Here is a 19,240-nt window from a genome sequence, read left to right as displayed (position 1 = left end):
GATGCGCCTGCGTTCGCGCTTTCTTCCGCGGCCGAGCCTGGTCGCCGCTCTCGTCGCCGGCGTTCTGGCGACGGCGGGCGCGCGCGCCGCCGACGATCCCGACAAGGTGCCGGCCGATCCGCCCAGGCATCCGGTGATGGATCCGCATTACGGCGACGTGCTGTTCGAGTTCTACCAGGGCCGCTACTTCGCCGCGATCACCAAGCTGGAGGTCTCGCAGCACTTCGAGCGCATGCAGCATCACGCCGACGAGGCCGAGATCCTGCGCGGCGGGCTGCTGCTGTCGTACGGGCTGCACAAGCAGGCAGCCGAGGTGTTCGAGGCGCTGCTGGCGCGCGGCGCGCCGCCGTCGGTGCGCGATCGCGCGTGGTACTTCCTCGCCAAGATCCGCTACCAGCGCGGGCTGATGCCCGAGGCGTCGCAGGCGCTGGGACGCATCGAGCATCGCCTGCCCGCGCCGCTGGAGGACGACCGCCGGCTGCTGCAGGCCAACGTGATGATGGCGCTCGGCGACAACGCCGGCGCCAGCAAGATCCTGACTCCGATCGCCGGGCCCAAGGGCGACGACCTGTTCGCGCGCTACAACCTGGGCGTCGCGCTGATCCGCGGCGGCGAGGTCGCGCAGGGCACGAAGATCCTCGACACGCTCGGCCAGCAGCCGATGCCCGACGAGGAAGGCCGCGCGCTGCGCGACAAGGCCAACGTGGCGCTCGGCTTCGCCGCGCTGAAGGACGGGCAGGCCGCGGACGCGCGCAAGTACCTGCAGCGCGTGCGCCTCGAGGGGATCGAGTCCAACCCCGCGCTGCTGGGCTTCGGCTGGTCCGAGGACGCGCTGAGCCAGCCCAAGGCAGCGCTGGTGCCGTGGCTCGAGCTGGCCGGTCGCGATCAAAGCGACCCCGCCGTGCTCGAGGCGCAGCTGGCCGTGCCCTACGCCTACGCCGAACTGCACGCCGACGCGCAGGCGCTCAAGCGCTACGAGACCGCCATCGTCAACTTCCAGACGGCGGACGCCGACATCGACGCCACCATCGCGGCCATCCGCGAGGGCAAGCTCGTCGAGGGCCTGATGGCGCGCAATCCCGGCGAGGACATGGGCTGGTTCCAGACCTTCCGCGACCTGCCGCTGATGCCGCACGCGCGCCTGCTGACGCCCGTCGTCGCCGGCAACGAGTTCCAGGAAGCGTTCAAGAACTACCGCGACCTGCAGTTCCTCACGCACAACCTGGCCGACTGGCACGACAACCTCGGCGTCTTCGGCGACATGCTCGCCACGCGCCGCCAGGCCTTCGCCGACCGCCTGCCGCGAATCCGCGCGCAGCAGCAGGCGAGCGGCAACACCATCGCGCAGCTGCAGCAGCGCAGCGACGCCAACGCCGCGGCGCTGAAGCAGGCGCAGGACGCGCAGGACGGCGTCGCCTTCGCCAACGCCGACGAGCGCGCGCTGCAGGAGCGCCTGCAACGCGTCACCGACACGCTCGCCAAGCTGCCGCCCGACGCCGATCCCGCGCTCGCCGAGGCGCACGACCGCCTGCGCCGCGTCGCCGGCGCGCTCGCGTGGCAGCTCGCGCACGACTATCCGTCCCGCGTCTGGACGGCCAGGAAGGGCCAGCAGCAGACCGAGGACGCGCTGGTCGACGCCCGCGCGCACGACGAGCAGCTCGCCAAGGCCGAGCGTGACGAACCCGCGCGCTTCGAGGCCTTCGCGCGCCGCATCGCCGAACTCGACGCGCGCCTGAACATCCTCGCGCCGCGCGTGACGGCGCTGTCGACGGAGCAGCAGGCCGCGCTGCAGGAGATCGCCATCACCGGACTGAAGGCGCAGAAGGAGCGCCTGGCCGCCTACACCGCACAGGCCCGCTTCGCGGTCGCGCAGTTGTATGACCGGGCGACCGAGACCAAGGAGGGCGACCATGCGGACAAGCCGTGAGCGTCTTCTCCTGGCTCCGCGCCCGCGCACGCTGGCCGTGCTGCTGCTCGTGCAGTCGCTCGGTGCCTGCTCGATGTTCGGCTGGCACGGCAGCAAGCCCGGCGCCACGCCCGACAACGCGCCGACGATCCAGTCGCTGTCCAAGCGCGAGATCGTCATCGAGCCGGATCCGGGCATCCCGGCCGACGAGGACAAGGCCATCGCGGCCTACCGCAACTTCCTCGCGGTGACACCCGAGGCCGACAAGCGCGCCGAGGCGCAGCGCCGCCTGGGCGACCTGGCCATGGCCAGCGCCGACAACGCCAACGCCGCCAACCCGACGCCGTCCGGCACGCCCGACTACACGGCGGCCATCGCGCAATACCGCGACTACCTCAAGACGTATCCGAACGACCCGACCAACGACCGCGTCATCTACCAGCTCGCGCGCGCGCAGGAGCAGGGCGGCCACCTCGAGGAGGCGCTGGCGACGCTCGACCTGCTGGTCGCGAAGTATCCGCAGACGCGCTACCGCGACGAAGCCCAGTTCCGCCGCGGCGAGCTGCTGTTCACGCTGCGGCAGTATCCGAAGGCCGAGCAGGCGTACACGCTGGTGCTTGGTGGCGACAAGCTCGGCACGTTCCACGAGCGTGCGCTGTACATGCAGGGCTGGTCCCGGTTCAAGCAAGGCAACCTCGAGGAGGCGCTCGGCTCGTTCTTCGGCGCGCTCGATGGCAAGATCGTCGGCATCAAGGACGACGACCTCGACAAGTCCGAGGCGCTCACGCGCGCCGACAAGGAGCTGGTCGACGACACGCTGCGCGTGATCGGCATCTCGCTGGCCAACCTCAAGGGCGCGGAGTCCATCCCCGCCTACATCACGAGCAACGACCGCCGCTCGTACGAGTTCCGCGTCTACCAGCAGCTGGGCCAGCTGTACCTGAAGCAGGAGCGCCCGAAGGACGCCGCCGATACCTACGCCGGCTTCGCGCGCCTGAACCCGCTCGACGCGCAGGCGCCGGCCATGCAGGCGCAGGTGATCGCGATCGACCAGGACGCCGGCTTCGACCAGCTGGCGCTGGCCGCCAAGAAGGACTACGTCGCGCAATACGGCCTGGACGGCGAGTTCCGCAAGGCCAATCCCGAGGGCTGGGAGCACGCGCAGCCGTTGGTCAAGACCGCGTTGGCCGAACTCGCGCAGCGCTATCACTCGCAGGCGCAGAAGACCAAGGCGCAGGCCGACTACGTCGAGGCGGCGAAGTGGTACCGCGCGTGGCTGGCCGAGTTCGGCAGCGACCCCGAAGCGCCGGAGAACAACTTCCTGCTGGCCGAGGTGCTCTACGAGAGCGGCCAGTTCGCGGCCTCGGCCGTCGAATACGAGAAGACGGCCTATGAATATCCGACGCATCCGCACAGCGCCGACGCCGGCTACTCGGCGCTGCTCGCGCACGCGGCCGAACAGAAGGGCGTGAGCGGCGACGCGCTGGCGCCGATGCAGCGCGCGGGCGTCGACAGCGAGCTGCGTTTCGCCGCCGCGTTCCCGGCCGACTCGCGCACGCCGGCGGTGTTGACCAACGCCGCCGACACGCTGTTCAAGCTGCATGACAACGAACGCGCCGCAAGCGTCGCCGAGCAGGTGCTCGCGCTGCAGCCGCCGGCCACGCCGGCGCAGCGGCGCGTGGCATGGACGCTGGTCGCGCACACGTCGTTCGAGGCCGGCCAGTTCGACCGCGCCGAGAAGGCGTACGGCGAGGTGCTGGCGCTCGCGCCGGCCAACGATCCGGCGCGCGGCGAGTTGACCGAGCGTCTCGCGGCCTCGATCTACAAGCAGGGCGAGCAGGCGCGCACCGCGGGCGACAACAAGGCGGCGGCCGAGAGCTTCGCGCGCGTCGCCGTCGCGGCGCCGGGATCGGCCATCCGCGAGAACGCCGAATACGACGCCGCCGCGTCCCTCATCGCCCTGAAGGACTGGGCCGGCGCCACGAAGACGCTGGAAGGATTCCGCCAGCACTATCCGAAGAGCCCGCTGCAACCCGAAGTGACGGCCCGCCTGGCGCTGGCCTACGGCGAGCAGCAGCAATGGGCGCCTGCCGCCGCGCAGTACGAGCGCATCGCGCTGGCGCCGACCACGACGCCGGAGGGCGCGACCCGTGCGCGCGCGGCGCTGTGGCAGGCCGCGACCTTGTACGAACGCGCGGCCGCGAGCGATCCGGACAGCGTCAAGGCCGGCAAGCCTCGCCCCGCCGACGCCGCGGCCAACCGCGCGCTCGCCGCCAAGGACTACGACCGCTACCTGAAGCAGTACCCGAGTCCGCTGGAGCCGGCGGTCGAGGCGCACTGGCGTCTCGCGCAGCTGGCGCACATCGACGGCAACGCCGCCGTCGAGAGCGCGCAGATGCACGCGATCTTCGTGGCCGACCAGAACGGCGGCGCGGCGCGCACCAACCGCACCCGCACGCTGGGCGCGATGGCCGCGCTCGATGCGGCGCAGCCGGTGCTCGAGGCCTACCAGAAGGTGGCACTGGTCGAGCCGCTGGCCAAGAACCTCAACCTCAAGAAGGCGAAGATGCAGGACGCCCTGAAGGCGTACGCGGTGGCCAGCGACTACGGCGTCGCCGAGGTCACCACGGCCGCCACGTACCGCGTCGCGGCGCTGTACCAGGACTTCGCCAAGTCGCTGACCACGTCGCAGCGGCCCAAGAAGCTGTCCAAGCTGGAGCTCGAGCAGTACAACGAGCTGCTGGAGGAACAGGCCGATCCGTATGTCGAGAAGGCGATCGCGCTGCACGGCATCAACGCGAGCCGCACGACGCAGGGCATCTACGACGAGTGGGTCAAGAAGAGCTTCGACGCGCTGAAGACGCTGCAGCCGGCGCGCTACAACAAGACCGAACACAGCGAGGCGACCGTCGATGCGATCCGCTGAACGTCTCCCGCTTGCGCTGGCAATCGTCGCCGTCGGCGCGCTGCTCGCCGGTTGCGGCTCGATCGGGTTCCGCATGCCGGGTTCGTCGGCCCCGGCTGCGGCGAGCGCGTCCGCGCCTGCCGCGAGCCCCGCGGCATCCGCGCCGTCGGCCGCGGCCAGCGTTGCCGAAGGGCCGAAGCCCGCGTCCACCGGCCCGATCGCGCCGGCCACGCAGCGCGCCTACGACGACGCGCTGGCGCTGATGCGCGCCGGCCATGCCGCGGACGCCGAGCGCATGTTCCGCGCGTTGACGCAATCCAACACCGAGCTCGCCGGGCCGCACGCCAATCTCGGCGTGATCGCACGACAAGCGGGGCACCTGCCCGAGGCCGTCAAGGAACTCGAGAAGGCCACCGAGCTCGCGCCGGGCCTGGCCGTCGCCTGGAACCAGCTGGGCCTCGCGTACCGCGCCAGCGGCGAGTTCACGAAGGCGCGCGACGCCTACGAGCACGCCATCGCGCTCGACCCGAACTACGCCACCGCGGTGCTCAACCTCGGCGTGCTCGACGACCTGTATCTCGGCGACGGCGCGCACGCGCTGGAGCTCTACACGCGCTATCTCGCGCTGACGCCGGCGGGCGACCCCGTCGTCGCCAAGTGGGTGGCCGACGTCAAGAATCGGCAGGCCAAGCCGGCCGCACCGGCCGCTTCGGCGCCCGCTCCGGCGAACGCGCCCAAGGAGAAGTCATGACCCCATCGCATCGCCTGGCGGCGCTGCTTACGATCGGTTGCCTTGTCGCCCCTGCCTTTGGCCAGGATCGCGCCGAAATCGATCCCACGAAGATCATCGGCAACCGAGAATTGCCGAAGGTGCTCTACATCGTTCCCTGGAAGAAGCCGTTGCCGGGCGACCTGGCCGGCCGGCCGCCGGTGAGCGTCGTCGACGAGGCGCTGGCGCCCGTCGATCGCGACGTCTTCCGGCGCCAGGTGCGCTACGACAAGCTCGAACAGGAGCACGCCGCCGCGGTCGCGGCGCCGGCAAGCCCCGCGCCCGTCGCGCACTGAATTCGCATCCATTCGTTTCACGTTCCCGAATCTGTTCCCCGGAGATTTCCATGAATTCCTTTGAGTCGATCATCAAGTTCTTCCAGGACTGTGGTCTGTTCATCTTCCCGAGCCTGGCCATCATGGCCACGGGCCTGGCGATCGCCATCGAACGCTTCGTGTTCCTGCAGAAGGCCCGCGTGGCCAACCGCAAGGACTGGTCGAAGGTGCTGCCGCTGCTGCAGGGCGGCCAGTGGAAGGAAGTGCTGGGCCTGACCGCGTCGTCGGATTCGGCCATCGGCAAGATCGTGCACAACGGCCTGTCGCGCCTGCAGTCCTCGCGCCGCCGCGACGACATCGACGCCGCGATGGAGGAAGGCATGATGGAGATCGTGCCCCGCCTGGAGAAGCGCACGCACTACATCGCCGTGTTCGCCAACGTCATCACGCTGGTCGGCCTGCTGGGCACCATCACGGGCCTGATCCACGCGTTCACCGCGGTGTCGCAGGTCAACCCGGCGGAGAAGGCGGCGCTGCTGTCGGCGTCGATCTCGATCGCGATGAACAACACCGCCTTCGCGCTGATGGTCGCGATCCCGTTCCTGCTGATCCACTCGTTCCTGCAGGCCCGCACCGCCGACATCGTCGACGGCCTCGAGGCCGCCAAGATCAGCTTCCTGAACCTCGTCCAGCGCCTGGCTCCGGAACACAAGGCCGCCTGAACATGAGCCGATCCACCCATCCGCAACACCGGGGGTGCCGCCATGGCTGCTAGACGTCGCCTGAAGAAGGGCTCGGAGGCGCTGGAGGTCAGCGCCTTCATCAACCTGATCGTCGTGCTGGTGCCGTTCCTGCTGTCGACGGCCGTGTTCTCGCGCATCGCGGTGGTCGACCTGACGCTGCCGGCGAAGTCCGCGAACTACGAAGGCCTCAAGGAGAACGACCTCAAGCTGGAGGTCGTGGTGCGCCATGACGCCATCGAGGTCGGCGACAAGATCGGCGGACTCATCTCGCGCATCCCCAACACCGCCGACGGCGCCACCGACACGACGTCGCTCAACACCGTGATGCTGCAGGTCAAGCAGAAGTTCCCGGCCGTCACGTCGGCGTCGGTCCTGCCCGAGCCCAACATCCCGTACGACACGATGATCCACGTGATGGACGCGATGCGCACGGCCAAGACGGCCAACGGCGGCACCGAGGTCGTGGACGTCGACCTGTTCCCGGCGATCTCCATCGGCGACGCGCCGGTGCGGCACTGAGAGGGGCATGCGATGAAGCTCACCCCGATCCAGAAGCGCGCCGCGCGCAACGCCCGCCATGGCAACTCGCTCGACATGAACCTCGTGTCGCTGATCGACGTCTTCACCATCCTGATCTTCTTCCTGCTGTCGAACTCGGGCGTCGAGACGCTGCCCGCGGCCTCGGTGCACCTGCCGGAGTCGAGCGCGAAGAAGGATCCGAAGCAGACGCTGGTGGTGGTGATCAACGCCACCGAGATCACCGTCGAGGGCCGCAAGGTCGCCGACGTGCCGCCGCTCGTCAATGCCAAGGACGACCTGATCCCGGGCCTGAAGTCCGAGCTGGACCTGGTCTCGGCGCGACCCGTCGCGCTGGCCGAGGACGCCGCCCAGGCGCACTCGGTGACGATCATGGGCGACAAGGACATCCCCTACCAACTGCTGCGCAAGGTGATGTACACCGCGGCCATCGCGAACTTCACCAACGTGTCGTTCGCGGTCAACCAGAAGGGATGACGTTCGCATGACCGCCATCTCATTCCGCACGTCGACCCTGCCGTGGGCGCTCGCGCACGACGACGAGGAACGCTTCCGCAAGCTGTTCCTCGCGCTGATGGGCTTCGTGATCGTGTTCGGCATCGCGCTGCGCTTCATCACGCTGCGCGAGCCGGAGCGCGAGCCGTCCGCGCCGCTGCCGCCGGTCGTCGCCCAGCTGCTGCTGGACAAGCCGGCCCCGCCACCGCCTCCGCCGCCGCCCAAGGCCGCGGAGAAGATCGAGCCGCCCAAGCCCGACGCCGCCGACAAGCGCGAGCCCGCGCCGCTGCCGACCAAGCCGGTGCCGCGCGAGCGGCCGGTGGTCGAGGCGCGCCAGCCGATCCCGGGCAAGCCGCCGGGCGAGGACCGCGAGGCCGCGCGCAACAAGGCGGCCGGCGTCGGCCTGCTCGCCGCGTTGAAGGACCAGCCGCCCGAGCTGCACGGCGCGCCGCTGGCCGTGCAGTTGAACCAGAACATCAACAAGGGCGCGGGCGTCGGCACGGGTGTCGGCGTCGGTGTGGGCGCCGGCAAGGAGCAGGGCCTGCCCGATCGCAACATGATCACGTCCAACGCCACCGGAGGCAGCGGCGGCATCAACACCGCGGGCTTCAGCCGCGACTCGGGCGGCGGCGGTCTCGCCGGACGCTCGACGACGCTGGTCGCGGGCGTGGCCGGTGGCGGCGGCGGCGGCGGGCCGGGGCTGGGGGGCCAGATCTCGGGCACGGGCGGCCACGGCACGGGTGCGGGCTACGGCAAGTCCGGCGGCTCGGTCACCAAGGGCGGCAGCGGCAAGGCCTCGCGCTCGCTGGAAGAGGTGCGCCTCACGCTCGAACGCAGCAAGGGCGCGCTGTACGCGATCTACAACCGCGCGCTGCGCGAGGACGCGTCGCTGCAGGGCAAGGTCGTCATCGAGTTGACGATCGCGCCGAACGGCAGCGTCACGGCGTGCCACTTCGTGTCGAGCGAGCTGAAGAACCCCGAGCTCGAACAGAAGCTGCTCGCGCGCTTCCGCTCGCTGCAGTTCGCGGCCGAGGATGTCGACACGATGATCACGACCTATCCGATCGACTTCCTGCCGTCCTGATCCTGACGCGCCTCGGCGCGAAGCGCCGGCCCTCGCGACATGTCGCGGCGGCTGGCGTTTTCACAGGCGCCCTTGCGTGCAGGAAGAGCGTGGCCCGCCGAGCACGTCCATCGAGATCCACGCCCGGACCGTGCCCCGGATATGCAAGACGCGTTGATGCAATGCTTGCATTTCGTGCCCGCCTTTCGCGGGCGCTTCACGTACAAACGACTCGGGGGTGGCCGGTCGGGATTGAATCAAGGTCGACGGGCTCGCAGCCCGGGGACTGGACCCGCCGAGCTAACGGCCACTCCCACCCGCTCGCAGATGTCGAATGGATTCCGGTGACGGGTTCCGGAGCCGCCCAATCGTTGCGGCCGGTTTGGATCGCGCGGCGTGAGCGCACGCGCGACTTCGGGTTGCCGGCGTCGTGTGCGGGATCTGAACCCGCGTTGCGACGTTGAGGGCTTCCACTTCGGCTGTGCCCTCGCGCGAGCCATCCCGTCGGATGCGGCGTCTCGCTGCACGAGGCAGGCGTCCTGCGGCGCACATCCCGCGCCGCATACACCCGGAAGTCGAGCGGCGACGGAGTGCGAAGGCACACCCGAAGTGGAAGGACAAACAAGAAGGCCCGGATCCTTTGCGGAATCCGGGCCTCTGGAATTCAGAGTGCGGCAGCGCGTCGATCAGACGCGGCTGCCTCCCGGATCGGGGCGATCCTCGGAGCCGCCATGCCCGGACATCGCCGTACCGCGCACGAACGCACGGCCGCCGACGAGGGCCTGGACGTTGCGATGGGCGTGGCGGTTGTTCACGATGAGGGTCTCGGTGGGCGATTCCGTTGCAATCAATTGCCGCTTCTTCAAGCGACGGGACGTAGTGTAAATAGTCTTTACTGTTTGCGCAAGCGTCGGCGACGAACCGTTGCGCGGGATCCACGGGCCACAAGGAAAATCGATGCGCTGAAAGAAATAATTCTTGCTTGCGCGACATTGGCTGCGTTTCCAGAATCCATCCACCCCCTGGCCGCCGGCGCCGGCGGGCGCTCGAACGGCCGGCCTCTCACCCAGGAAATCGCCATGGCACCTGACGTCTCCCTCTGGCCGCTCATCGGCGTGGCCGTGATCATCGCGGGCTTCGTGCTGCGCTTCAACCCGATGATCGTCGTCATCGGCGCGGCCATCGTCACGGCGTTCGCCGCGGGCTTCGGCGTCGTCGCGACGTTGACGGCGATCGGCACCGGCTTCCTGAAGACTCGCAACCTGACGTTGGCGATCCTGCTGCCGCTGGCCACCATCGGCCTGCTCGAGCGCCACGGCCTGCGCCAGCACGCGCAGGGCTGGATCCAGAAATTCCGCAACGCGACGGCCGGCCAGCTGCTGATCGTCTATCTCGCCGTGCGCGAACTCGCGGCCGCGCTCGGCCTGACCGGCCTGGGCGGCCATGCGGTGATGGTGCGCCCGCTGATCGCGCCGATGACCGAGGGCGCCGCCGAGGCCCGGCATGGCAAGCTGCCCGATCGCATCCGCTACCGGCTGCGCGCGCTGGCCGCGGCCACCGACAACGTCGGGCTGTTCTTCGGCGAGGACATCTTCGTCGCGTTCGGCGCCGTCGTCCTGATCACGACGTTCCTGAAGGAGGCCGGCATCGCGGTCGAGCCGCTGAAGGTCGCGTTCTGGGGCTTGCCGACGGCGGGGGTGGCCTTCGTCGTCCACGCGATCCGGCTCTGGCGCCTGGACGCGGCGCTGGCGCGCGAGATGCGCGACGCGCCCGCCCCCGAGGCGCCCGTGCTGGCCAAGGAAGGAGGCGCGGCATGATCTTCTCGCTCGCCCATCTCTACGTCCTCGCCGGCGCCCTGATCGCCTGCGTGGCCGCCATGACGGCCGTCGACCGGACGAACCCGCGCCGATTCTCGAGCGCATTCTTCTGGGGCTTCTACGCGCTCGTGTTCCTCGTGGGCGACCTGCTGCCGCCGGCCTGGGTCGGCGGCGGCGTCATCGCCATGGCCGTCATCGCGGGGCTGCACCGCGTCGCCGCAGGATCTCATGTCGCGCCGACCGTCGCGCAATACGCCGAGCGCGCACGCCGCCTCGCCAACAGGCTGTTCCTGCCGGCGCTGGCGATTCCCGCGGTCGCTGTCGCGGCCTCGCTGGCGTCGACCAAGGGCGTGGTCGCGGGCATCCCGCTGCTGGACGCCGGCAACCCGACGCTGGCGGCGATCGGCATGTCCAGCCTGGTGGCGCTCGCGCTCGCGTGCGCCCTCACGCGCGAGACGCCCGCGCAGGGCGTGCGCGAGGCGCGCCGCCTCGTCGACGCGATCAGCTGGGCCGTCGTGCTCCCCCAGCTGCTGGCGACGCTGGGCCTGGTGTTCTCGGACGCCGGCGTCGGCAAGGCCGTCGCGTGGTTGACGACGCACTACATCGCGATGGACATCCGCTTCGTCGCCGTCGCGGTCTACTGCCTCGGCATGGCGCTGTTCACCATCATCATGGGCAACGGCTTCGCGGCCTTTCCGGTGATGACCGGTGGCGTCGGCGTGCCGGTGCTCGTCGGCGCATTCCACGTCAACCCGGCCGCGATGGCGGCGATCGGCATGTTCTCCGGCTACTGCGGCACGCTGATGACGCCGATGGCCGCGAACTTCAACATCGTGCCCGCGGCCTTGCTGGAGCTGCCGGACAAGAACGGCGTGATCCGCGCACAATGGCCGACGGCGACGGCCGTCCTGGTCTTCAATATCTTCCTGCTCTACTTCCTGCTGCCCAAACCGTGACTACGACGATCCTGCTCACCGGCTTCGAGCCCTTCGGCGGCGAGTCCTCCAACCCGTCGTGGGAGATCGCGCACGCGCTCGACGGCTGGACGTGCGAGGGCCGGACGGTGCGCGCGGTGCGGCTGCCGTGCGCGTTCGGCGACGCGGTGCGCACGCTCGACGATGCGCTGGCTGCGCACACGCCCGAGCTCGTCGTCTGCCTGGGCCAGGCCGGCAGCCGCGCCGAGATCTCCCTCGAACGCGTCGCGATCAACGTCGACGACGCCCGCATCCCGGACAACCTGGGGCGCCAGCCGGTCGACGCCCCGATCGTGGCCGGCGGCCCGGCGGCATATTTCTCGACGCTGCCGATCAAGGCGATGGCGCGAGACGTGCGCGCGGCCGGCGGCGCGGCGGCGGTGTCCAACACCGCCGGCACCTTCGTCTGCAACCACGTCTTCTACGCGCTGATGCACCGCCTGGCGACCACGCCCGCGCTGGCGCACGCGCGCGGCGGCTTCGTGCATGTGCCCTACACGCCCGACCAGGTCGCGACGAAGCCGGGCACGCCGTCCATGCCGCTGTCGGCGCAGATCGAGGGCATCCGCCACGCCTTGCGCTCGGCCCTGCTGACACGCACGGACGTGCGCGAGACGGCAGGCCGCGAGCATTGAGTGCCGAACAGTAAATAGTCTTTACGATTGCGCGCGCGGCGGCGACAATCGGGGCCGAGCTTTCCGCAGGCAGACTCCCGCAACGTGTCCGATCCCACCGTCTTCCGCCGCCGCAACGTGCTGGCGCTGTTCCAGGCCTACGCCGAAAGCGCCGTCGCGACCGGCACCGCGCCCAAGGGCCTCGAGCAGGCCTTCGCGGCCCACGTCGAGATCTCGCCCAGCATGTGGAGCCAGATCAAGTCCTCGCGCCCGATCGGCGACAAGCTCGCGCGCCAGATCGAGCAGCATTGCGGCAAGCCCGCCGGCTGGCTCGACGCCGCGCGCGAGGCGGCCGGGCTCGCGCCCGGCGAGCAGCAGTTCCTCGCGCTCGCGCTGCAGGCCTGGCGCGCCTCCAACGCCGACGGCCGCAAGGCGCTGAAGGCCCGGATGAAGCAGCTCGCGCAGGGCTGACGCGAACGGACGCCCATGAACCAGCGATTCGTCGAAGCGTTCTACTGGGTCGCCACGCTCAAGAGCATGACGCGGGCGGCCGAGAAGCTGTTCATGACGCAGTCGGCGATCTCCAGCCGCGTCTCCGCGCTGGAGGAAGAACTGGGCGTGCTGCTGATCGACCGCCGCGACCGCCAGCAGTTCGCGCTGACCAACGCCGGCCTGCGCTTCCTGAGCTACGCCGAGCGCCTGATGACGCTGCATCGGCAGATGCGCGACGAGCTCGGCACCGAGGACGCCGGCATGCACCTGCTGCGCGTCGGGGCGATCGAGTCGGCGCTGCACACCTGGCTGATCCCGATGCTGCAGCACCTGCGCAGCGTGCACGCCAACCTGCAGCTGGAGCTCACCGTCGAGATCACGCCGGTGCTGGCCGAGGCCGTCAAGCGCGGGTCGCTGGACCTCGTCTTCGCGGCGCAGTCGGTGTCGGCGCCCGACATACGCACGCGCCCGCTGCCGACGATGGAGATGGTGTTCGTCGGCGCGAAGGCCCTGAAGCGCCGTGCGCCCTGGACGCTGGCGGAGATCGTCTCGCACGAGATGATGACCTTCCAGCGCGGCTCGCAGCCGCACCTCGCGCTGCTGGAGCAGCTTCGCAGCGCGGGCCTGGAGCCGCCGCGGCTGCACACGGTCTCGTCGATCCCGGCGATGGTGCAGCTGATCGAGAGCGGCTTCGGGATCGCCACGCTGCCCGCCATCGCCGCGCAGACGCTGGTGCAGCGCCACGAGATCGCGGTACTGCCCTGCGAGACGGCCCTGGCGGCGCTGCCGGTGCAGGCGAGCTACCGCTACGATCCGGGATCGTCCGCCCTCACCGCCGTCATCCAGGACGCGCTGAAGTTCATCGACGGCTTCGGCGTGGATCCCGCCAGGACACGCGCCCGCGGCCGCTCGAATCAGAAGAAGATTCGATGAGTTCAGAGAAATAATTTGCGCTTGCGCGGCGCGGCCGGGCTTTCCAGAATGGGTCCATGCCAATCCACCACGACGATCCCGCCACGCTGCGCCAAGCCTGCCGCACCGGTGCCTTCGATCGTTCCACCGCAGGGCATGCCCCTGGCCGTATCCAGGCCAATCTGGCGATCCTGCCGCAGGCGGACGCCTTCGACTTCCTGCTGTTCTGCCAGCGCAACCCGCAGGCCTGCCCGCTGGTCGAGGTGCTCGCCGCCGGCGCGCGCGAGGCGCTCGCCGCGCCGGGCTCCGACATCGCGACCGACCTGCCCGGCTACCGCGTCTACCGCGACGGCCAGCTGGCGGAGGAGCGCACCGACGTCGCGGCGCTGTGGCGCACCGACCTCGTCGCCTTCCTGATCGGCTGCAGCTTCTCGTTCGAATCCGCGCTGCAGGACGCCGGGATCGCGTTGCGCCACCTGCAGCTAGGCCGCAACGTCGCGATGTATCGCACCGACGTCGCCTGCACGCCGGCCGGCCGCTTCGCCGGCGAGATGGTGGTGAGCATGCGGCCGATCCGCAGCCGCGACGTCGCACGGGTCGTCGAGATCTGCGCGCGCTTTCCGAATGCGCACGGCGTGCCGGTGCATGTCGGCAACCCGCAGGCGCTGGGCATCGCCGACCTGGCTCGCCCCGACTACGGCGACGCCGTCGAGATCCTGGCCGACGAGGTGCCCGTGTTCTGGGGCTGCGGCGTGACGGCCCAGTGGGTCGCGCAACGCAGCGCCGTGCCGCTGTGCATCACCCACGCTCCTGGCAAGATGTTCGTGACCGATTTGAAGGGATGACGACGATGACGACGCAAGCACGCTGGCAGTTCTGGATCGACCGCGGAGGCACCTTCACCGACATCGTCGCCAAGCGGCCGGACGGCAGCCTCGTCACGCACAAGCTGCTGTCGGAGAACCCCGAGCAGTACCGCGACGCGGCCGTCGCCGGCATCCGCCACCTGCTGGGCCTGCAAGCCGGCGAGCCGGTCACGCCCGAGCTCGTCGAGTGCGTGAAGATGGGCACGACCGTGGCCACCAACGCGCTGCTGGAGCGCAAGGGCGAGAAGACGCTGCTGGTGACGACGCGCGGCTTCCGCGACGCGCTGCGCATCGCCTACCAGGACCGGCCGCGCCTGTTCGATCGCCACATCCAGCTGCCCGAGCTGCTGTACTCGCAGGTCATCGAGGCCGACGAGCGCGTGAGCGCGCAGGGCGAGGTGCTGCGCGCGCTGGACGACGGCGCGCTGCGTGCCGAGCTGCAGCGCGCGTTCGACGCCGGCCTGCGCAGCGTGGCGATCGTGTTCATGCACGGCTACCGCTTCACGCAGCACGAGGCCACCGCCGCGCGCATCGCGCGCGAGGTCGGCTTCACCCAGGTCAGCGCCTCGCACGAGACCAGTCCGCTGATGAAGCTGGTCAGCCGTGGCGACACGACCGTCGTCGACGCCTACCTGTCGCCGATCCTGCGCCGCTACGTCGAGCAGGTGGCCGGCGAGATGCCCGGCGTCAAGCTGTTCTTCATGCAGTCCTCGGGCGGCCTGGCCGACGCGCACGCGTTCCAGGGCAAGGACGCCATCCTGTCGGGGCCGGCCGGCGGCATCGTCGGCATGGTGCGCACCGCGCAGCTGGCCGAGTTCGGCCACGTGATCGGCTTCGACATGGGCGGCACGTCGACCGACGTCTCGCACTTCGCCGGCGAGTTCGAGCGCGCGTTCGAGACGCAGGTGGCCGGCGTGCGCATGCGCGCGCCGATGATGAGCATCCACACCGTCGCCGCGGGCGGCGGCTCGATCCTCGCGTTCGACGGCGCGCGCCTGCGCGCGGGGCCGCACAGCGCGGGCGCGAACCCGGGCCCGGCGAGCTACCGGCGCGGCGGCCCGCTGGCCGTCACCGACGCGAACGTGCTGCTCGGCAAGATCCAGCCGGAGTGGTTCCCCAAGGTGTTCGGCAAGGCGGCCGACGAGTCGCTGTGCCGCTACGTCGTCGTCGACAAGTTCAACGCGCTGGCCGACGAGGTCGCCGCGCGCACGGGCCACGATCGCACGCCGGAGGAGCTCGCCGAGGGCTTCCTCGACATCGCCGTCGCCAGCATGGCCAACGCGATCAAGAAGATCTCGGTGGCGCGCGGCTACGACGTCACGCGCTACACGCTGCAGTGCTTCGGCGGCGCGGGCGGCCAGCATGCGTGCCTGGTGGCCGACGCGCTCGGCATGTCGACCGTGTTCGTGCATCCGCTCGCGGGCGTGCTGTCGGCCTACGGCATGGGCCTGGCCGACCAGGGCGTGATGCGCGAGGCGGCGGTCGAACAGCCGCTGGCCGACGCGGCGTTGCCCGCGATCCGCGCGCGGCTCGAGGCGTTGGCTGACGAGGCCAGCAGCGAGATCCGCCGCCAGGGCGCGGGCTCGGGCGAACTCCGCGTGATGCGGCGCGCGCACGTGCGCTACGCCGGCACCGACTCGGCGCTGGTGGTCGACTTCGGCGACGGCAGCGTCGCGACGCTCTCGGCGGGCTTCGAGGCGGCATACCGTCGGCGGTATGCCTTCCTGATGGAGGGTCGCGGGCTGATCGTCGAGGCGGTCTCGGTCGAGGCCATCGCCGCCGGCGACGCGCCGGCCGAGCCGCGCGTCGCCGCCATCGAGCCGACGCAGGCGCCCGTCACCGAGACGGTGCGCATGTACACCGAGGGCCAATGGCACGACGCGGCGCTGGTCGTGCGCGAGACTCTGCGCCCGGGGCATCTCGTCGACGGCCCGGCCATCATCGCGGAGAAGAACGCGACGACCGTCGTCGAGCCCGGCTGGCGGGCACGCGTGACCGAGCTCGACCATCTCGTGCTGCAACGGACCGCGCCGCGCGCGAAGAAGGTGGCGATCGGCACCAGCGTCGACCCGGTGATGCTGGAGGTGTTCAACAACGCCTTCATGAACATCGCCGAGCAGATGGGCCTGCAGCTGCAGAACACCGCCTACTCGGTCAACATCAAGGAGCGCCTGGACTTCTCGTGCGCGCTGTTCGACACCGGCGGCAACCTGATCGCCAACGCGCCACACATGCCGGTGCACCTCGGCTCGATGAGCGAGTCGATCAAGACGGTGATGGCGCGCAACGCTGGCAGCATGCAGCCGGGCGACGTCTACGTGCTCAACGACCCGTACCACGGCGGCACGCACCTGCCCGACATCACGGTCGTCACGCCGGTGTTCAGTGAGCCCCCACCCGCCGGAGTACCGTCGGGAGCCCCCCAACGGGGCGCGGGGCTTGCTCCGGAGCGGCCGAGCGCTCGCCCCGCGGACCATGGCCAGCGCATCCTGTTCTACGTCGCCTCGCGCGGCCACCACGCCGACGTCGGCGGCGTCACGCCCGGCTCGATGCCGCCGTTCTCGACGCGCATCGACGAGGAGGGCGTGCAGATCGACAACGTCAAGCTCGTCGAGCGCGGGCACCTGCGCGAGGCCGAGATGATCGCGCTGCTCGAGAGCGGCGAGTACCCGTCGCGCAACCCCGCGCAGAACATCGCCGACCTGAAGGCGCAGATCGCGGCCAACGAGAAGGGCGTGCAGGAGCTGCGCAAGATGGTCGCGCAGTACGGCCTCGATGTCGTGCTGGCCTACATGGGCCACGTGCAGGACAACGCCGAGGAATCGGTGCGCCGCGTCATCACGCGCCTGAAGGACGGCGCGTTCACGCTGCCGCTGGACAACGGCGCGCAGATCGCCGTCGCGATCCGCGTCGATGCGCCGAATCGCCGCGCGACGATCGACTTTACCGGCACGTCGCCGCAGCTGGTCAACAACTTCAACGCACCCACCGCCGTGTGCATGGCCGCGGTGCTGTACGTGTTCCGCACGCTGGTCGACGACGACATCCCGCTCAACGCCGGCTGCCTGAAGCCGCTGGACGTGATCATCCCGCCCGGCTCCATGCTCAATCCGCATCCGCCGGCGTCGGTGGTGGCCGGCAACGTCGAGACCTCGACCTGCATCACCAACGCGCTGTATGGCGCCCTCGGCGTGATGGCGGCCGGCCAGTGCACGATGAACAACTTCACCTTCGGCAACGAGCGTCACCAGTACTACGAGACGATCTCGGGCGGCTCGGGCGCGGGCGCGCTGATCGACGAGACCGGCGCCATCACGGGTGGCTTCGCGGGCACCAGCGTCGTGCAGACGCACATGACCAACTCGCGCCTGACCGACCCCGAAGTGCTCGAGTTCCGCTTCCCGGTGCGCGTCGACAGCTACGAGATCCGCCCCGGCTCCGGCGGCGCGGGCAAGTGGCGCGGCGGCGACGGCGGCACGCGCAAGGTGCGCTTCCTCGAAGCGATGACGGCGTCCATCCTGAGCAACGGCCGGCACCATGGGGCGTTCGGCATGGGCGGCGGATCGGCCGGCGAGGTTGGCCGCAACTCGGTCGTGCGCGCGGACGGCCGGGTCGAGGCGCTCGACCATATCGGCTCGGCGCAGATGCAGCCGGGAGATGTGTTCGTGGTCGAGACGCCGGGGGGCGGCGGGTTCGGGCGAGCTGACTGAAGCCAGAGGGCCCTGGCCCTCCGGCAACCGCGCGGCGCGCAGGCATTCACGTCGTCGCAGTCCGCCGCTTGCAAGCCCGTCCCTCCGCATCGAACGCATGCAACACCGCCGGGTCCGCCACCAGCCCGATCCGGTCGCCGAGCCGCAGCCGCGTATGCCCCGACGCACGCGCAACCAGCTCGAGGCCATCGGCGCAGCGCACATACAGCAGGTGCGATTCGCCGAGCTGCTCGATCAGCGTGATCTCGCCGCCGAAGCGGATGTCCGCAGAGGGCGCATTGCCATCGGCCACGCGCAGGTGCTCCGGCCGGATGCCGATCTCGACGCGCTGGCCGGGCGCGAGCGATGCGGCGTCCACGGGCACGTCGGCCACGCAGCCCGCATGCACCTCCACGCGCGCGCCGGCGGCGGAGCAGGCCTGCGTCGTCGCGGGCACCAGGTTGATCGTCGGCGAGCCGATGAAGGACGCGACGAAGCGGTTGGCCGGGTGTTCGTAGAGCTCCAGCGGCGAGCCGGCCTGCTGGATGCGGCCCTCGTGCATGACGACGATGCGGTCACCCAGCGTCATCGCCTCGACCTGGTCGTGCGTCACGTAGATCATCGTCGCGGCGAGCTCGCGGTGCAGGCGCGCGAGCTCGATGCGGGTCTTCACGCGCAGTGCCGCGTCGAGGTTGGACAGCGGCTCGTCGAACAGGAACAGCCGCGGCTCGCGCACGATCGCGCGGCCGATGGCCACGCGCTGGCGCTGGCCGCCCGAGAGCTCGCGCGGCCGGCGATCGAGCAGGTGGTCGATGTGCAGCGCCTTGGCCGCGGCGAGGATGCGCGCGTCGCGCTCCGCGCGCGAGGCGCCGGCGATCTGCAGGCCGAAGGCCATGTTGCCGCGCACGGTCATGTGCGGGTACAGCGCGTAGCTCTGGAACACCATCGCGATGCCGCGCCGGGCGGGCGGCAGATCGTTGACGACCTGGTCGTCGATCCGCAGCTCGCCGGCGGTGATGGGCTCGAGGCCGCAGATCATGCGCAGCAGCGTCGACTTGCCGCAGCCGCTGGGGCCGACGAGCACCACCAGCTCGCCGTCGGCAATGTGCAGGTCGATGCCGTGCAGCACCTGCGAGCTGCCGTAGCTCTTGGAGACGTTGGTGAGTCGGACCTGGGCCATGAG

The 19,240-nt window shown here is 70.3% G+C and carries 17 protein-coding genes; 15 read left to right on the top strand and 2 right to left on the bottom strand.

What is annotated here, in order from left to right; translation table 11 throughout:
- Position 1 precedes the first annotated feature (1 nt).
- From LPC04_RS18185 to LPC04_RS18150, 8 genes are read left to right on the top strand one after another with little or no spacing between them, the layout of a single operon-like run.
- Positions 2-1,927, top strand: a complete 1,926-nt coding sequence (locus LPC04_RS18185; protein WP_275683681.1) for a tetratricopeptide repeat protein — start codon at positions 2-4, stop codon at positions 1,925-1,927.
- Complete coding sequence (locus LPC04_RS18180; RefSeq protein WP_275683680.1) at positions 1,911-4,832, top strand: tetratricopeptide repeat protein; 2,922 nt, start codon at positions 1,911-1,913, stop codon at positions 4,830-4,832. Before LPC04_RS18185 ends, LPC04_RS18180 begins: the two co-directional genes overlap by 17 nt.
- Positions 4,819-5,562 (top strand): tetratricopeptide repeat protein, encoded by a 744-nt coding sequence (locus LPC04_RS18175; protein ID WP_275683679.1) that lies wholly within the window; start codon positions 4,819-4,821, stop codon positions 5,560-5,562. Before LPC04_RS18180 ends, LPC04_RS18175 begins: the two co-directional genes overlap by 14 nt.
- On the top strand, positions 5,559-5,876 hold the full coding sequence (locus tag LPC04_RS18170) for a hypothetical protein (RefSeq protein ID WP_275683678.1): 318 nt from the start codon (positions 5,559-5,561) through the stop codon (positions 5,874-5,876). Before LPC04_RS18175 ends, LPC04_RS18170 begins: the two co-directional genes overlap by 4 nt.
- A 50-nt stretch (positions 5,877-5,926) precedes the next feature.
- Positions 5,927-6,577 (top strand): MotA/TolQ/ExbB proton channel family protein, encoded by a 651-nt coding sequence (locus LPC04_RS18165; RefSeq protein WP_275683677.1) that lies wholly within the window; start codon positions 5,927-5,929, stop codon positions 6,575-6,577.
- A 42-nt stretch (positions 6,578-6,619) separates the two neighbouring features.
- Positions 6,620-7,117: an ExbD/TolR family protein gene (locus tag LPC04_RS18160; protein WP_275683676.1), complete on the top strand. Its 498-nt coding sequence runs from the start codon at positions 6,620-6,622 to the stop codon at positions 7,115-7,117.
- Positions 7,118-7,129: 12 nt separating this feature from the next.
- Positions 7,130-7,612: an ExbD/TolR family protein gene (locus LPC04_RS18155; RefSeq protein WP_275683675.1), complete on the top strand. Its 483-nt coding sequence runs from the start codon at positions 7,130-7,132 to the stop codon at positions 7,610-7,612.
- Between the two features lie 7 nt (positions 7,613-7,619).
- The gene (locus tag LPC04_RS18150) at positions 7,620-8,714 is read left to right on the top strand and encodes an AgmX/PglI C-terminal domain-containing protein (RefSeq protein WP_275683674.1); all 1,095 of its coding nucleotides are present in this window, start codon (positions 7,620-7,622) and stop codon (positions 8,712-8,714) included.
- Between the two features lie 665 nt (positions 8,715-9,379).
- Here the strand turns inward: LPC04_RS18150 and LPC04_RS18145 are convergent.
- The gene (locus LPC04_RS18145; RefSeq protein WP_275683673.1) at positions 9,380-9,559 is read right to left on the bottom strand and encodes a hypothetical protein; all 180 of its coding nucleotides are present in this window, start codon (positions 9,557-9,559) and stop codon (positions 9,380-9,382) included.
- 213 nt (positions 9,560-9,772) lie between these two features.
- On the opposite strand from LPC04_RS18145, the gene LPC04_RS18140 reads away from it, so the two are divergent.
- The 7 genes from LPC04_RS18140 (at position 9,773) to LPC04_RS18110 (ending at position 18,078) form a co-directional block, all read left to right on the top strand.
- Positions 9,773-10,510 carry a DUF969 domain-containing protein gene (locus LPC04_RS18140; protein ID WP_275683672.1) on the top strand — a complete coding sequence of 246 codons (738 nt, stop codon included), beginning with the start codon at positions 9,773-9,775 and terminating at the stop codon, positions 10,508-10,510.
- Positions 10,507-11,466: a DUF979 domain-containing protein gene (locus tag LPC04_RS18135; RefSeq protein WP_275683671.1), complete on the top strand. Its 960-nt coding sequence runs from the start codon at positions 10,507-10,509 to the stop codon at positions 11,464-11,466. The genes LPC04_RS18140 and LPC04_RS18135 overlap by 4 nt, the downstream gene beginning before the upstream one ends.
- On the top strand, positions 11,463-12,119 hold the full coding sequence (pcp, locus tag LPC04_RS18130; protein WP_275683670.1) for a pyroglutamyl-peptidase I: 657 nt from the start codon (positions 11,463-11,465) through the stop codon (positions 12,117-12,119). Before LPC04_RS18135 ends, pcp begins: the two co-directional genes overlap by 4 nt.
- A gap of 84 nt (positions 12,120-12,203) precedes the next feature.
- Positions 12,204-12,569: a hypothetical protein gene (locus LPC04_RS18125; RefSeq protein WP_275683669.1), complete on the top strand. Its 366-nt coding sequence runs from the start codon at positions 12,204-12,206 to the stop codon at positions 12,567-12,569.
- 15 nt (positions 12,570-12,584) lie between these two features.
- Entirely contained in the window at positions 12,585-13,523 is a 939-nt protein-coding gene (locus LPC04_RS18120) for a LysR family transcriptional regulator (RefSeq protein WP_275683668.1), read from the top strand.
- Positions 13,524-13,579: 56 nt separating this feature from the next.
- Positions 13,580-14,347 (top strand): putative hydro-lyase, encoded by a 768-nt coding sequence (locus LPC04_RS18115; protein WP_275683667.1) that lies wholly within the window; start codon positions 13,580-13,582, stop codon positions 14,345-14,347.
- Entirely contained in the window at positions 14,344-18,078 is a 3,735-nt protein-coding gene (locus tag LPC04_RS18110; protein ID WP_275683666.1) for a hydantoinase B/oxoprolinase family protein, read from the top strand. The genes LPC04_RS18115 and LPC04_RS18110 overlap by 4 nt, the downstream gene beginning before the upstream one ends.
- 46 nt (positions 18,079-18,124) lie before the next feature.
- Here the strand turns inward: LPC04_RS18110 and LPC04_RS18105 are convergent, their stop codons facing one another.
- A complete protein-coding gene (locus LPC04_RS18105; protein WP_275683665.1) occupies positions 18,125-19,237 on the bottom strand; it encodes an ABC transporter ATP-binding protein in 1,113 nt (370 codons plus the stop codon).
- Positions 19,238-19,240 lie beyond the last annotated feature (3 nt).

Origin of the sequence: Scleromatobacter humisilvae (assembly GCF_023231945.1) — a bacterium.
Lineage (GTDB): Bacteria > Pseudomonadota > Gammaproteobacteria > Burkholderiales > Burkholderiaceae_C > Scleromatobacter > Scleromatobacter humisilvae.
The sequence above is the reverse complement of the archived record's forward strand: the minus strand, read 5'-3'. Positions and strand labels throughout refer to the sequence as shown.